Here is a 12,599-nt window from a genome sequence, read left to right as displayed (position 1 = left end):
TCGTTATCTCGCGGGGGACTGCCCGGACCCCGCGTCACCGGGTCTGCGACGATGGGGGGGTGAGCGAGGAACAGCAGTCGTTTTATGAGCGGGTCGGAGGCGAGGAGACCTTCACCAAGCTCGTCCACCGCTTCTACGAGGGCGTGGCGGACGACCCGCTGCTGCGCCCCATGTACCCGGAGGAGGACCTGGGCCCGGCTGAGGAGCGGCTGCGGCTCTTCCTCATCCAGTACTGGGGCGGTCCCCGCACCTACGGCGAGCAGCGCGGCCACCCGCGCCTGCGGATGCGCCACGCCCCGTTCCGCGTCGACCAGGCCGCCCACGACGCGTGGTTGCGCCACATGCGGGCGGCCGTCGACAGCCTCGACCTGCCGGAGGACCTGGAGCGGGAGCTCTGGAAGTACCTGACGTTCGCCGCGTTCTCGATGATCAACGCGTGACCGGCCTGGCGGCCTGAGCGCCCCGAAGGATGGTCCAGCCGCCGCTCGTCCTGCCGTGATCCCGGCGCGGCGCACCTCCTGTCGGGTGCGCGGGGCCGCTCGGATCGAACTATCCCGCGACGGGCTGCGTTTCGCCCGTGGTCAGTTCGACGTGCCGGCGAACATGCCGATCTCGTAGGTTCCGCCCGGGTTGTGCACGATGACGTTCATCCGGGTGGCGGCGTTGATCAGCGAGACCAGGCAGACCAGTGCCCCGACCTGGTCGTCGTCGAAGTGCCTGCGCACCTCGGCCCAGGTCGCGTCGGTCACGCCGTGGTCGCCGAGCCGGGTGCCCTCCTCGGCGAGCGCCAGCGCGGCCCGCTCGGCCTCGGTGAACACCGTGCTGTGCCGCCAGGCGGCGACCAGGTTGAGCCGGAGCGCGGACTCACCGGCGGCCGCGGCCTCCTTGGTGTGGATGTCGACGCAGAAGCCGCAGCCGTTGAGCTGGCCGACCCGCAACTCCACCAGCTCCCGCAGGGACTTCGGCAGTGTCGACCCGTCCAGGACCGACGAGACGTTGTAGAACCGCCTGGCGATCTTCGCGGCGGTCGGGCTGTCGAACAGGTTGAAACGGGGTTCCATTGATGTCGTCCTCACTCGTCGTGTCGTGCGCAGCCGCGCCGGACGAACACAAGATGCCGACGGCCGGAGCCCTGTGACGGCACGGCGATGTGGCGTACGTCACCGGCCCCGGTTGTCACAGGGCGGCGGGGACCGGCATCTGGTGTACGGCGCAGTCGAGAGCGAACGGGCAGGAGCCGGCGATGGACGACCGAACCACGAACGACCGCGGTGACCACATGGCCGGCGTCACGCGGGCCTTCGTCACCCACCGCAACCTGCTCTTCACCGTCGCCTACGAGCTGCTCGGCTCGGCCGCCGACGCCGAGGACGTCCTGCAGGAGACCTGGCTGCGGTGGGTGGGCGTCGACCACGACACCGTGCGGGACCAGCGCGCGTACCTGGTCCGGATCGCCACCCGCCAGGCGCTCGCCCAGCTGCGCGCGCTCGGCCGGCGCCGGGAGTCCTACGTCGGCCCCTGGCTGCCGGAGCCGCTGCTGACCGCGCCCGACGTGGCCGAGGACGTCGAGCTGGCCGACAGCGTCTCGATGGCGATGCTGCTGGTGCTGGAGACCCTCACCCCGACCGAGCGGGCGGTGTTCGTGCTGCGCGAGGTCTTCGACCTGGCCTACGAGGAGATCGCCGCGGCCGTCGACAAGACCCCGGCCGCCGTCCGCCAGATCGCCCACCGGGCCCGGGCTCATGTCGCCGCCCGCCGCCCACGCGCGGCCGCGTCCGCCGCCGACAACCACCGCACCGTCGAGGCGTTCCAGCGGGCGGTCGAGACGGGCGACCTCCAGGGCCTGCTCGACGTCCTCGCCCCCGACGTCGTGCTGCTGACCGACGGCGGCGGCGTCGTGCGGGCCGCGCTGGCGCCGGTCGTGGGGGCCGAGCAGGTGGCCCGGGTGCTGGGCCGGATCTCCGCCATGATGTCGCTGCGCCCGACCCAGGTCAACGGCGCCCCCGCGCTGATCGTCCGCCAGGGCGACGAGATCGACACCGTCCTGGCCCTGCGCGTCGACGACGGCCTGGTCACCGGCCTCTACGCCGTGCGCAACCCGGAGAAACTGTCCCACCTGGAGCGAGGGACCACCCTGAGCCGCTGAGCCGAGGCGCCGCCCGATCACGGCTGCGCCATCCCGCCCGGCAGTCCGACGAAGCGCTACTGGTTCTCGCCGGTCACAGCTCGTCGTACGAGCGCAGCGCCACCTGGGCGTCCAGGGATATGCGGCTCTCCCCGGGCGCGGCGGGCAGGCCGAGGAGCCGGTCGATCACGGGGCCGAGCGGCCCGCAGCCCGAGCTGCGCGGAGCCGTGAACTCGTCGTCGACGACGCCGAACCGGACCACGAGGGGGTCCTGCGAGACCACGGTCGTCGGCTCGGTGTCCCGCAGGGCCAGGTGCACCGGATCGGCCTCGGTGCCTATCGAGCAGCCGTTCCGCAGGCCGGGGCCGGAGAGTGCGAAGGTCAGGTCCAACTCCCCACGGCGCTCGTCGTTCGACTGGAAGTCCGAGAAGCCCGCGTACTCCGGGCGCAGCGCGAACGGCGAGCCGGCGATGGCGAGCGGAGCCGCCGTCATGTCCCCGAACACCTGGTGGAACTCGCCGTCGATCGTGCCCTCAGCGAAGGTGATCGCCATGGGGTGGGTTATCGGCAGGTCGAGGCGGCCGATGTCCAGGTGGCCGACGGCGGTCATGGCCTCGCAGCGCCAGGCCGCCGGATCGGCGCCCGCCGGGAGTTCCGAGACGTCCGGGCAGGCCGTGAAGTCGGACGGGGTCGCCTGCGCCGGACCGGCCGTCAGGGCGGCGGCTGCGGCGGCGAGCAGGGCAACGGCGGTGGTGCGGAGTCCGATGAACACGGCGGCTCCAAGAGGAGTAGGTGGGAAGGTCGGACGAAGCGGACGAAAGGCGCCCGCTCGCGTCTCCGAGAGTCTACAGACTTTTCTCTGCAGAGAAAAGTCTGCAAACCTGCCGTCGGTGGCTAGACTCCCGTCCATGACGGAATCCGATGAGCGCCGGACGATCAGTGACCCGGCGGCTCTGAAGGCGCTGGCGCACCCGCTGCGGCTGAAGATCCTTCGTCACCTGGGCACCTCGGGTCCGGCCACCTCGACGACGCTCGCCGCCGCCCTGGGGGAGAACACCGGCACCCTCAGCTACCACCTGCGCCAGCTCCACCGTGGCGGCTTCATCGAGGACATCCCGGAGCGCGCGACTGGCCGTGAGCGCTGGTGGCGCGGTGTGCGAGGGCTGGACGTGCGCCGCCCGCCGGAGGGGGAGATGACCGAGGGTGAACGCGTCGCCGCCGCCGCCCTCGATCGGATGCGGATGGCCGAGGACGTCAGGCTCGCCCAGCGCTACGACGCCGAACAGGCCCGGTCCGAGGGCTGGATGCGCGGTTCACGCGCCCTCAGCCACCTCACCAGAGAGGAGCTGAGCGACTTTCACGACGCCTACCTGGAACTGCTGCTCCGCTTCTCCCGCGGCCCTGAGGAGGCTCCCCCCGGCGCACGCCCGATCCTCCTACGCTGGTTCGGCCTCCCCGCCGATTAGGAGCGCTTCCTCGGGCCGCCGAGCGGCGACATCGGGGCCGTGTCCCGGACGACGTGTCGAAGGCCCGTCGGGATCCGGGGCCGTCGGACCGGACAGGTCGTTCGGGCGGTACTGGGGCGGTCCCCGCACCTACGGCGAGCAGCGCGGCCACCCCCGTCCGCGGATGCGCCACGCCCCGTTCCGCGTCGACCAGGCCGCCCACGACGCGTGGTTGCGCCACATGCGGGCGGCCGCCGACGGCCTCGGCCTGCCGGAGGACCTGGAGCGGGAGCTCTGGAAGTACCTGACGTTCGCCGCGTTCTCGATGATCAACGCGTGACCGACCTGGCGGCCAGAGCGCCCCGCCCGCCGGCGCCTCTCACGGCGGCTGGAGACGGCGGCGGCGAGGCACTGCGAGAGTCGTCCACGATCACCGAGCGCCGAGCCCTGGCCCGGAGCTGGATGGGCCAGCAAGTGCACACTTGTGTAAGGTGGTGTGCATGACGGACATCAGCTACTCGATCGTCGAGGCCCGCGCCCGGCTCGGTGCCATCGCTCGTGAGGTGAGTGCCACCCGTGAGCCGGTGGCCATCACCGACCACGGGCAGACCGTCGCGATACTGATCAGTCCTGCGGATGCCCTGGAACTGGACGAGTTGCGCGCCCTGGCCGCCTACCGAGAGCGCCAGGCCCGTGGCGACGAGTCCGGCATTCCGCATGACGAGGCGTTCCGGCGCGTGTTCGGGTCCGATGTGGCGTGACGTATCAGGTCATCTGGGAGCCTGAAGCACTCGTCCAGGCTGAGCGCTTCGCGAAGAGCGACCCACAGGGAGTGCGGCTGCTCTTCGCCGCCGTCGACCGCCTCTCCAACGACCCTCGCCCGAAAGAGTCTTTCGGCAGCGCCGATCTGCTCCGCATCCACGTTGGACGCTACCGCGTGCTGTACGAGATCAGCGACCGACGCGTCCGCGTCACTGTCATCCACCTCGGCCGCATGCGCTGAACCGGCCACGCGTCCGCACCGCGCCCTGTCCGCTGGCTCGTTGCTCGGGTGCTCCGACGGGACGCGCGGTCCCACGTCGCCGCCCGCCGCCCCCGCGCGCGGCCTCGTCCGCCGCCGCGACCGGCCGCGCCGTCGAGGCGTTCCGCCGGGCGGTCGAGACGGGCGACCTCCAGGGCCTGCTCGACGTTCTCGCGCCGGACGTCGTCCTGCTGACCGGCGGCGGCGGAGTCGTCCAGGCCGCGCTGGCCTCCCATCGTGGGGGCCGAAACCAGGTGGCCGACGTGCTGGGCAGGATCGCCGCCACGACGGCGCTCCACCCGACCCAGGTCAGCGGCGCCCCGGCGCTGCTCGTGCGGCAGGGCGACGAGATCGGCACCGTCCTGACCCTGCGCGTCGACGACGGCCGCGTCACCGGCCTCCACGCCGTGCGCAACCCCGAGAAACTCTCCCACCTGGAGCGGGGGACCACCCTGAGCCGCTGAGCCGAGGCCATCTCGACTGCGGTGGGGGCGCCGCCCGTAGGCTGAGCGGGTGATTCGCGCCGTGGTGTTCGACGTCGGTGAGTGTCTCGTCGACGAGACGAGGGAGTACGGCACCTGGGCCGACTGGCTGGGCGTGCCACGGCACACCTTCGCCGCCCAGTTCGGGGCCGTGATCGCGCGGGGCCTTGACTACCGGGAGACGTTCCAGGTGTTCCGGCCCGGTTTCGATCTCGACGCGGAGCGTGAACGCCGAGCCGCCGCCGGCCAGCCGGAGTGGTTCGGTGAGGAGGACCTTTATCCGGACGTCCGGCCGGCCCTCGCCCGGCTTCGGGAGGCCGGCCTGTGGCTGGGCATCGCCGGCAACCAGACGGTCCGCGCCGGCGGCATCCTCCGCGCGCTGTTCGCCGACGACGTGGACCTGATCGGTACCTCGGACGACTGGGGAGCGAGCAAGCCGGACCCGACGTTCTTCGAGCGGGTGGCCGATGTCGTACCCGTGCCGCCGGCGGAGACGCTCTACGTCGGAGACCGGCTCGACAACGACATCCGGCCCGCCGCCGAGGCCGGACTGCGGACGGCCCTCATTCGCCGAGGACCATGGGCGACCATCCAGCAGCACGACCCGGACGCCGCCCGGTTGCCGACGATGCGTATCGACTCGCTGGCCGAACTGCCGGAGCTGATCGCGAAGTTCAACGTGACAGGGCGCTGATCCAGGCGGGCGCCAGGCACGCGGCGCTGTCGGCTGTTCCCGCTGAGCAGCGGAGGGTACGGTCCTGAGTGCGACCGCAGGACGAACATCGGAGCTGCCATGTCCGACTCGACGCCCCGCCCGATCGCTGGGCACGGCACGGAGGTGGGTTAGGTGCCGGACGAGGCCCAGACGATCGGACAGCGCATGCGTGACGCTCGGCTGCGGCTCGGGCTCACCCAGGCCGATGTCGCCGCACGGCTCGGACGCACCCAGGGGTGGGTGTCGAAGGTGGAGAAGGGCACCATCGAACTGGACCGCACCAGCGTCATCAACGCGCTGGCCGGGGTGCTGCACGTCCATCCCAACGAACTCATCGAGCGCCCGTACAACGGAGCCGTCGCCGCCAACCAGTGGCAGATCTCGGCGGCGGCGATCATAAGAGAGCTGCGACGCTATGACCTGGCCCCGGTGTTCGACGGCCCGCCTCGGCCCGCCGCTACCCTGTGGGCGGAGACGGCGAAGCTGCACACACTGCGGGACAACGCCAAGAACACCGCGATTCTGGCCGCCCTCCCCGACCTGCTCCGTGAGTCCCGCGCCCTTGCCGAGGTCTCCAGTGGCCGCGAGCGCGACGAGGCGTTCGGTGTGTACGCCATCGCTTGCAAGTTCGGGCACACCAGCGCGCATGCGCTCGGCCACCCCGAGTTGGTCACCATGACCTGTGAGCGAGCGGCCTGGGCCGCCGAGCGGAGCGGCGACGAGTTGATGCCCGCCGTGGCCCACTGGATGCGGGTGTGGGACATGTGGGCCACCGCCGACTGGGACGACGCGGTGTCCTTGTCGGACAAGGCACTGCGAAGCGTCGAGCCGTTTCAGGAACGTGGTGAACCGCTGGCCATGCACGTTTGGGGAGCGCTGCATCTTCGCGCGGCGGTCTCGGCCGCGCGCGGCAGCCGCGCGGGAGAGGCGCGCCACCGTATCGACCTGGCTCGTGAGGTGGCCGAACGAGCGAGGGGATCGGCTCCTCGGTTCGATCGTCATTCGCTCACCTTCAGCCCGGGAAACGTAGCCATCCACGCGGTCAACGTCGAGTTGGAGATGAGCAACCAGGACGAGGCCCTGCGGCTGCACAGCCAGGTGGATCAGGCCGCCATCGCGGCGCTGCCGAAGTCGAGACGCGGCCACTACCTCCTCGACCTGGCCCGAGCCCATCTGTGGTCGGGCCACCGGGACCGGGCGCTCGCTGAGTTGGAGCGGGCGGAAGCGACGGCACCTCAGCTGATCCGGAACCACCCCATCGCGCGCGCGACCCTCCGCCGGATTCGCCGAGCGGAGCACGCCGCCGGGTCCGAGCGGCTGCGCCGCATGTCGACCCGCTTCCGCCTTGAGAACTGATTTCCGAGGCTGACCTGGATTATTCCGCACGTTCATAAAGTGCGGGTCACCGGACTTCTACGGTCTGTCATCGCAATCGCCGATGACACCCGGGGGTGCCCGTGCGTACCAACGCGCCTGATCTGTTGTCGTTCTTCGCGCCGTTGGGCGACGTCACGGCCGCGATACAGCGGAGGCTCGACGGGCTCGAGTGCGTGCGATGCGGGTCTGCGGTGGGGCTGCGGTCCGGCGGTCACGCCTACACCCTCACTCGCACGGGATGTCTCGGCTGGGCCGTGCGAGTGTGCGGAATGTGCCCGGCAGCCGCGCCGGTCGGGGCGGACGTGGCAGCGGCCGTCGCCTGGGTGGTGGCGGCAGGGGCGTGCGAAGACGACGTTCTCGCAGCTTGGCCATGGCGACGCGCGGTGCCTGTGCCAGCGGGTCGGTTGTGGGACACCGTCCGGGTCCCGCGCTCGGTCGGTGTCGCGGTTCTCGCTCAACTTCCGCACCGCGTCGCCGCGATCGGACCGGTGCTTGAGGTGCCGGCCCGGAACGCGGTCGAGTTCCTGGTGCCGCCCGGCACGGCCGCGACGTGGCCGTCGCGCCGCCGAGAGCTGCGCGACGTCTTCTGCGTCGGCCAAGGCAGCAGCAAGCTTCCGTCGCCCGACCTGACGCTGGTCGACGGGCGACGAGCCCGCTGCGGTCGCAGTTGGCTCACCCGGCTGCAACTCGACCGTACGCCCACCACGCACGGCGGAGCGCTCCTGGACTGCCTGCTGGCCGAGCTGGGGCAGGGGCAATGAAGGAGGACATCAGGCTGCGATGGGGGACGCACGAGCTGATGGGCGAGTGGGTCACCGACGCGACCGGGCGCGTCGGCCGGCTGGAGGCCGTACTTGAACACGTCACCGGCCGGACGGGACAAGTCGTCCGCGTTGAGGCGCACCTGCGCCCGGTGGATGGCAGCGGATGGGAGTGGACGACGGACGCCAACGCGCTCACGCGCGCGGTGCCTGGCGGGCCGCCGCCGCGGTGAGCACGACCAGGGCGGCCACCCGCCCCGGAAAGGGCGGGTGGGTGGGGGAGGCGGGTGGGGAAAGGTCCCTTCGGGGCGCTCCGGCCGCCAGGCCGGTCACGCGTTGTCCCAGCGGAAGAGGCGGGCCGAGATCAGGGTCAGGACCGCGGCGAAGGCCAGGAGGCCCAGCATGGCGGGGAGGGCCGCGCCGTAGCTCTGGCCGCGGGTGAGGACGTCCTGCATGGACTCGTTGAGGTGCTTCAGCGGCAGCACGTTGGAGACGGCCCGCAGCCAGGACGGCATGCCGTCGGTGGGGAAGAAGGAGCCGGAGAGGAACGCCATCGGCAGGACGACGATCTGGAGGGCGCCGTTGGCGGCCTCCTCGGTCTTGGCCCAGGCGCCTATCAGCAGGCCGATGGACATGAAGGCCAGCGTGCCGCAGGCGACCAGCGGCAGCGAGAGCCACCAGGAGCCGGAGAGGGTGAGGCCGTAGTAGGGGATGGTGGCGACGCCGATGAAGATGGCGAACTGGATGAAGGCCATCGCCAGGCTGACGCCGATCCGGGCGCTGATCACCGTGGAGGGGCGGATCGGGGCCAGCCAGAGCCGCCGCAGGATCCGCTTCTTGCGCCAGTTGACCAGTGTGAACGCCGACATGTACGCGGCGCCGGTGGCGATGGCCCAGCCGAGGAGTCCCGGGGTCAGCTGCTGGATCGGCTTGATCGAGTGGTCCTCGACCTGGTCGGTGGCGAGTTGGAAGGCCGGCGGCTGGCCGGTCGCGGCCACGTTGGCGCCCTGCACGATCGACTGCATCAGGCCCTGCACGGTGCCGGCCGTGGTGGCGTCGGCGGCCGAGTAGCGCAGCTCGATCCGGCCCTCGGCGTCCTGCCAGACGGCGGCGTCGACGTCGCCCTCGCGGACGTCCTCGAGCGCCTGGTCGCGGTCGCCGGTCTCGATGATCGTGAGGGCGTCGGAGAGCGCGGCCCGTTGGTCGGCCGGCATGTCGTCGAGGACGTCGACGGCGCCGACCTGGACGACCGTGCTGCTGGCGACCCCCGAGTCGCGCAGCAGCGCGCCGAAGAGAGCCAGGAACATCAGCGGGAATACCAGGGTGAAGAACACCGCGGTGCGGTCGCGGAGCAGGCCGAGGACCATGGCCCGCGAGAGGCTTCGGAACGCGCTCACTCGCGGAACTCCCGTCCGGTCAGGTGAAGGAAGACGTCCTCCAGGGTGTCGACGCCGGTCTCGGCGATCAGGTCGGCCGGGGCGCCGATCTTCAGGATGCGGCCGGCGTCCATGATGGCGACCCGGTCGCAGAGGATCTCCGCCTCGTCCAGGTAGTGGGTGGTCAACACCACCGTGCGGCCGCTGGAGTTGATCTCCCGCAGCAGGTCCCAGAGGTTGCGCCTGGCCTGCGGGTCGAGCCCGGTGGTCGGCTCGTCGAGGAAGACCAGCTCGGGGTCGTGGACCAGCGCGCAGGCGATGGAGAGCCGCTGCGCCTGGCCGCCGGACAGCTTGTCGTCGCGGACGTTGGCCTTCTCGGTGAGGCCGACGCTCTCCAGCATCGCGTCGGCCCGCTCCGTCGAGACGCCGTACAGGGCCGCGAAGGTGTGGATCTGCTCGCGGGCCGTCAGCTTCTCGAAGAACGCCGACGCCTGGAGCTGCACGCCGATCCGGGCCAGCAGCCTCGGGTCGCGCGGCCAGGACGGCTCACCGAGCAGCAGCGCGGTGCCCTCGTCGGGCTCGCGCAGCCCCTCGACGATCTCCATGGTCGTGGTCTTGCCCGCGCCGTTCGGCCCGAGGATGCCGTAGAACTCGCCACGGCCGACTTCGAAGGTCACCCCGTCGACGGCCTGGACATCGCCGTATCGCTTGCGTATCCCGTCGACCTTGATCGCGGCCGTTATCTCTGTCACATCGGTCGATGCTACTGGTGGCCCTCGAACGCCCGAACGGCGCTCCTCACCCCCGGTAGAGGGTGAGGGTGGTCCAGGCCCCGATGTGCACCCGGTCGCCCTCGCGCAGCGGCACGGGCACGAACGGCTGGATCGGGTCCTCGGCCATGTTGACGGTGGTGCCGTTGGTGGAGTCCTGGTCGACGACCGCCCAGCCGCCCTCGGCCTGTTGGACGAGCACGGCGTGCCGGTGGGAGACGCCCGGGTCCTCCGGGGGGCGGGAGAGGTCGATGTCGGGCGCCTCGCCGGTGGACTGCCGGCGGCGGCCGATGGTGATCTCGTTGCCGGTCAGCGGCACCTGCTGCTCGGGCGCGTAGGCCGGCAGCTTGAGCTCGTGGGCCTCGGGGCCCGAGCGGCGCATCATCGCCTGGAAGTACTCGGGGTCGGGGCCGATGGTCACCAGCCAGCGCTCCGGCTGCGGCGGCCGTTGCTGTTGCTGTGGTGGCTGCTGCTGGCCGGGGTAGGGCGGCGGCGGGGGCTGCTGCTGGTACTGGCCGGGGCCGGCGGGCGCGCCGGGGCCGCCGGGCGGCGGCAGCATCCAGTCCGTGTTGGTGCCGGGCGCCTGCTGTTGCTGGTGCTGCGGCGGCTGCTGGTGCTGCGGCGGCATCGGCGGGGCCTGCGGCGCGGCGGCCTGCTGGCCGTACATGTCGCGCTGCCCGGGCATCGGCGGCGGTCCCGGCTGCCCGTGCTGCCCCGGGTACTGCTGCCCGCCGGGCGCGGCAGGCGGTATGTAGGTGGTGGGGGAGTTGGTCAGGAAGTTGTACCGGCACTCCTCGCAGAACGGCGCCTGCGACTCGCGCGGGGTACGGCACTGCGGGCACAGCTCGGTGGGGTTGAGCTGCTGCATCGGCGCCGTGGCGTCCGGGAAGCCGTAGCCGCCGTGGCCCTGCGCGGGCGGCGGCGGTGGCGGCGCCTGCTGGGGGGCCGGGTAGCCGTAGCCGCCGGGCTGCGGCGGGGGCGGCAGCTGACCGCCGGGGCCTTGGCCGGCGCCCGGGTAGCCGACGGGTGGCGGCGGCATGGCGGCGGCGGGCGCGAGCATGCGGTGACCGCACACCTCGCACCAGTCCTCGGCCACCGACTGGTGGCCGTTAGGGCATGTCGGCATGTGACTGCCTCCAGTTACTCACGTCGTCCGCCTGCCATGGCGACATCGGTCTGCGGGCCTTCCTCCTCAGACGAACAGTACCCGCCGTCGTGCCCGGTACGTCTAGGTCCTGCCCTGGGGTCTGCCTCACGCCCGGGCCGCGGGCGGGAACGGGATCACGGCCACCGTCACGTTGTCGTGACCGCCCGAGTCCAGCGCGTGCCGCACCAACTGCCGTGCCGTGGCCAGCGGGGCGCGCCTGGCGTGCTCCGGTACCACGTGCGCCATCTGCTGCCCGGTCTCTGCGTAGTTCCACAGGCCGTCGGTGCACACGATCACCACGCCCGGCCGGTCCGGCTTGAACGACGCCGTGTGCGGGTCGATCTCCTGGGCGTCGGCGCCGAGCCACGCGGTGATGGCGTGCGCGCGGTGGTCGGCCATCGCCTCCGCCTCGGTGAGCAGCCCGGCGGCCACCATCTGGGCGGCCCACGAGTCGTCCTCGGTGAGGCGCGCGGCGGCGGCGCCCGGCTCGTCCGGCACCCAGTAGGCGCGGCTGTCCCCGATCCACCCCACCGTGAGGGTGGATCCCGTGGTCACGGCGCTGACGATGGTGCAGGCCGGGGAGTTGCGTCCCGGCTCCGGCTCGGTGCCCTGCGCGAGCGCGGCGACCGCGGTGCCGGCGGCGAGCAGCGCGTCGTGCATGGCCTGCGGCCCGGGGACGCCCCTGGGCAGCGCGCCGAGCAGGAACTCGCGGGCCGTGCCGGCGGCGGCCGCCGAGGCCTCGTCGGGCCGGGTGGAGGAGGAGACCCCGTCGCAGACCACGGCGATCACGGCCGGCTGGCCGTCGGGCAGCGCGGTGGCGGCGACGGCGAACGCGTCCTCGTTGCGGTGGTGGCGCAGGCCGATGTCGCTGACGGCGGCCACGCCGCCCAGCTCGCGCTCCGCGTGGTCCCGGGTCCCGGCGGGGCCGCGCCCGCACCCGGTGCAGTGGCCTTCGGCGTCCACGTATCCATTACCGCACACCGGGCAGGCGCCGCCACCGGACGCGGCGGCGCGCGGGTCGTCGTACCTGGTGGCCTGCGGGGCTGCGGGCGGAGCCGGGTGCGCGGCGCGGGGGTCGGCCGGCGGCGCGGTGGGTGCCGGCGGTGCGGGCGGGGCGTAGCCGGGTGCCGGCGGGGGCGGGGCGGCCTGCTGGGCCCTGGGGTCGACCACCGGCTGCTGCGGCTGCGCCTGCGGTCGCGGGGGAGGCAGGGTGAAGTCGTGCTCGGTGGGCGTGGGCGCGTAGCCGGCGGCAGGCGGGGGCGGCGCGGCGACGCGGCCGACCGCTTGCAGGTCCGTACCGCAGACGCCACAGAATCGGTCGTCGTCCTCCAGTGGCTCACCGCAGCCGGGGCAGGCGGAGAGTTGGTCGAGCCTCGGCAT

The 12,599-nt window shown here is 72.3% G+C and carries 16 protein-coding genes and 1 pseudogene; 11 read left to right on the top strand and 6 right to left on the bottom strand.

Features of this window, described 5'->3' with window-relative positions; all coding sequences use genetic code 11:
* The first annotated feature begins 59 nt into the window (after positions 1-59).
* Positions 60-440, top strand: coding sequence for a globin (locus tag ACFWI8_RS17810; RefSeq protein WP_387092001.1), 381 nt, complete (start codon positions 60-62; stop codon positions 438-440).
* A gap of 141 nt (positions 441-581) precedes the next feature.
* Here ACFWI8_RS17810 and ACFWI8_RS17805 read toward each other — a convergent pair whose 3' ends face one another.
* A complete protein-coding gene (locus ACFWI8_RS17805; protein WP_387091998.1) occupies positions 582-1,061 on the bottom strand; it encodes a carboxymuconolactone decarboxylase family protein in 480 nt (159 codons plus the stop codon).
* Positions 1,062-1,243: 182 nt separating this feature from the next.
* On the opposite strand from ACFWI8_RS17805, the gene ACFWI8_RS17800 reads away from it, so the two are divergent.
* Positions 1,244-2,146 (top strand): RNA polymerase sigma-70 factor, encoded by a 903-nt coding sequence (locus ACFWI8_RS17800; RefSeq protein ID WP_387091995.1) that lies wholly within the window; start codon positions 1,244-1,246, stop codon positions 2,144-2,146.
* Between the two features lie 73 nt (positions 2,147-2,219).
* Here ACFWI8_RS17800 and ACFWI8_RS17795 read toward each other — a convergent pair whose 3' ends face one another.
* Positions 2,220-2,897, bottom strand: a complete 678-nt coding sequence (locus ACFWI8_RS17795) for a hypothetical protein (RefSeq protein ID WP_387091993.1) — start codon at positions 2,895-2,897, stop codon at positions 2,220-2,222.
* Positions 2,898-3,033: 136 nt separating this feature from the next.
* Between ACFWI8_RS17795 and ACFWI8_RS17790 the strand changes: the two genes are divergently transcribed.
* The 9 genes and pseudogenes from ACFWI8_RS17790 (at position 3,034) to ACFWI8_RS17750 (ending at position 8,159) form a co-directional block, all read left to right on the top strand.
* Positions 3,034-3,591: an ArsR/SmtB family transcription factor gene (locus tag ACFWI8_RS17790; RefSeq protein ID WP_387091991.1), complete on the top strand. Its 558-nt coding sequence runs from the start codon at positions 3,034-3,036 to the stop codon at positions 3,589-3,591.
* 106 nt (positions 3,592-3,697) lie between these two features.
* Positions 3,698-3,910, top strand: a pseudogene (locus ACFWI8_RS17785) (globin); the annotation flags it as partial.
* Positions 3,911-4,070: 160 nt separating this feature from the next.
* Positions 4,071-4,331 (top strand): type II toxin-antitoxin system Phd/YefM family antitoxin, encoded by a 261-nt coding sequence (locus ACFWI8_RS17780; protein WP_387091988.1) that lies wholly within the window; start codon positions 4,071-4,073, stop codon positions 4,329-4,331.
* The gene (locus ACFWI8_RS17775; RefSeq protein ID WP_387091985.1) at positions 4,328-4,573 is read left to right on the top strand and encodes a type II toxin-antitoxin system RelE/ParE family toxin; all 246 of its coding nucleotides are present in this window, start codon (positions 4,328-4,330) and stop codon (positions 4,571-4,573) included. Before ACFWI8_RS17780 ends, ACFWI8_RS17775 begins: the two co-directional genes overlap by 4 nt.
* 281 nt (positions 4,574-4,854) lie before the next feature.
* On the top strand, positions 4,855-5,055 hold the full coding sequence (locus tag ACFWI8_RS17770) for a hypothetical protein (RefSeq protein WP_387091982.1): 201 nt from the start codon (positions 4,855-4,857) through the stop codon (positions 5,053-5,055).
* A 49-nt stretch (positions 5,056-5,104) separates the two neighbouring features.
* A complete protein-coding gene (locus ACFWI8_RS17765; protein WP_387091979.1) occupies positions 5,105-5,767 on the top strand; it encodes an HAD family hydrolase in 663 nt (220 codons plus the stop codon).
* A gap of 186 nt (positions 5,768-5,953) precedes the next feature.
* Complete coding sequence (locus ACFWI8_RS17760) at positions 5,954-7,144, top strand: helix-turn-helix domain-containing protein (RefSeq protein WP_387092159.1); 1,191 nt, start codon at positions 5,954-5,956, stop codon at positions 7,142-7,144.
* 509 nt (positions 7,145-7,653) lie between these two features.
* The gene (locus ACFWI8_RS17755; protein ID WP_387091976.1) at positions 7,654-7,926 is read left to right on the top strand and encodes a hypothetical protein; all 273 of its coding nucleotides are present in this window, start codon (positions 7,654-7,656) and stop codon (positions 7,924-7,926) included.
* Positions 7,923-8,159 (top strand): hypothetical protein, encoded by a 237-nt coding sequence (locus ACFWI8_RS17750; RefSeq protein ID WP_387091973.1) that lies wholly within the window; start codon positions 7,923-7,925, stop codon positions 8,157-8,159. Before ACFWI8_RS17755 ends, ACFWI8_RS17750 begins: the two co-directional genes overlap by 4 nt.
* A gap of 96 nt (positions 8,160-8,255) precedes the next feature.
* On the opposite strand, the gene ACFWI8_RS17745 is transcribed toward ACFWI8_RS17750, so the two are convergent.
* From ACFWI8_RS17745 to ACFWI8_RS17730, 4 genes are all read right to left on the bottom strand, one after another.
* Positions 8,256-9,323, bottom strand: a complete 1,068-nt coding sequence (locus ACFWI8_RS17745; RefSeq protein ID WP_387091971.1) for an ABC transporter permease — start codon at positions 9,321-9,323, stop codon at positions 8,256-8,258.
* On the bottom strand, positions 9,320-10,054 hold the full coding sequence (locus ACFWI8_RS17740) for an ABC transporter ATP-binding protein (RefSeq protein ID WP_387091968.1): 735 nt from the start codon (positions 10,052-10,054) through the stop codon (positions 9,320-9,322). The genes ACFWI8_RS17745 and ACFWI8_RS17740 overlap by 4 nt, the downstream gene beginning before the upstream one ends.
* Positions 10,055-10,100: 46 nt before the next feature.
* Entirely contained in the window at positions 10,101-11,198 is a 1,098-nt protein-coding gene (locus ACFWI8_RS17735) for an FHA domain-containing protein (protein ID WP_387091965.1), read from the bottom strand.
* Between the two features lie 126 nt (positions 11,199-11,324).
* Entirely contained in the window at positions 11,325-12,599 is a 1,275-nt protein-coding gene (locus ACFWI8_RS17730; RefSeq protein WP_387092156.1) for a PP2C family serine/threonine-protein phosphatase, read from the bottom strand.

It is taken from the genome of Streptomyces sp. NPDC127098 (assembly GCF_042722465.1).
GTDB lineage: Bacteria > Actinomycetota > Actinomycetes > Streptomycetales > Streptomycetaceae > Streptomyces > Streptomyces millisiae.
Note: the sequence above shows the minus strand (reverse complement) of the source record. Positions and strands in the feature narration are given on the sequence as shown.

Excerpts from the sequence above, each read along its gene's own strand:
- ACFWI8_RS17805 (WP_387091998.1), bottom strand. The coding sequence starts at position 1,061 with ATGGAACCCCGTTTCAACCTGTTCGACAGCCCGACCGCCGCGAAGATC.
- ACFWI8_RS17800 (WP_387091995.1), top strand. The coding sequence starts at position 1,244 with ATGGACGACCGAACCACGAACGACCGCGGTGACCACATGGCCGGCGTC.
- ACFWI8_RS17790 (WP_387091991.1), top strand. The coding sequence starts at position 3,034 with ATGACGGAATCCGATGAGCGCCGGACGATCAGTGACCCGGCGGCTCTG.
- ACFWI8_RS17780 (WP_387091988.1), top strand. The coding sequence starts at position 4,071 with ATGACGGACATCAGCTACTCGATCGTCGAGGCCCGCGCCCGGCTCGGT.
- ACFWI8_RS17760 (WP_387092159.1), top strand. The coding sequence starts at position 5,954 with ATGCGTGACGCTCGGCTGCGGCTCGGGCTCACCCAGGCCGATGTCGCC.
- ACFWI8_RS17750 (WP_387091973.1), top strand. The coding sequence starts at position 7,923 with ATGAAGGAGGACATCAGGCTGCGATGGGGGACGCACGAGCTGATGGGC.
- ACFWI8_RS17735 (WP_387091965.1), bottom strand. The coding sequence starts at position 11,198 with ATGCCGACATGCCCTAACGGCCACCAGTCGGTGGCCGAGGACTGGTGC.
- ACFWI8_RS17730 (WP_387092156.1), bottom strand. The coding sequence starts at position 12,599 with ATGCCGAGGCTCGACCAACTCTCCGCCTGCCCCGGCTGCGGTGAGCCA.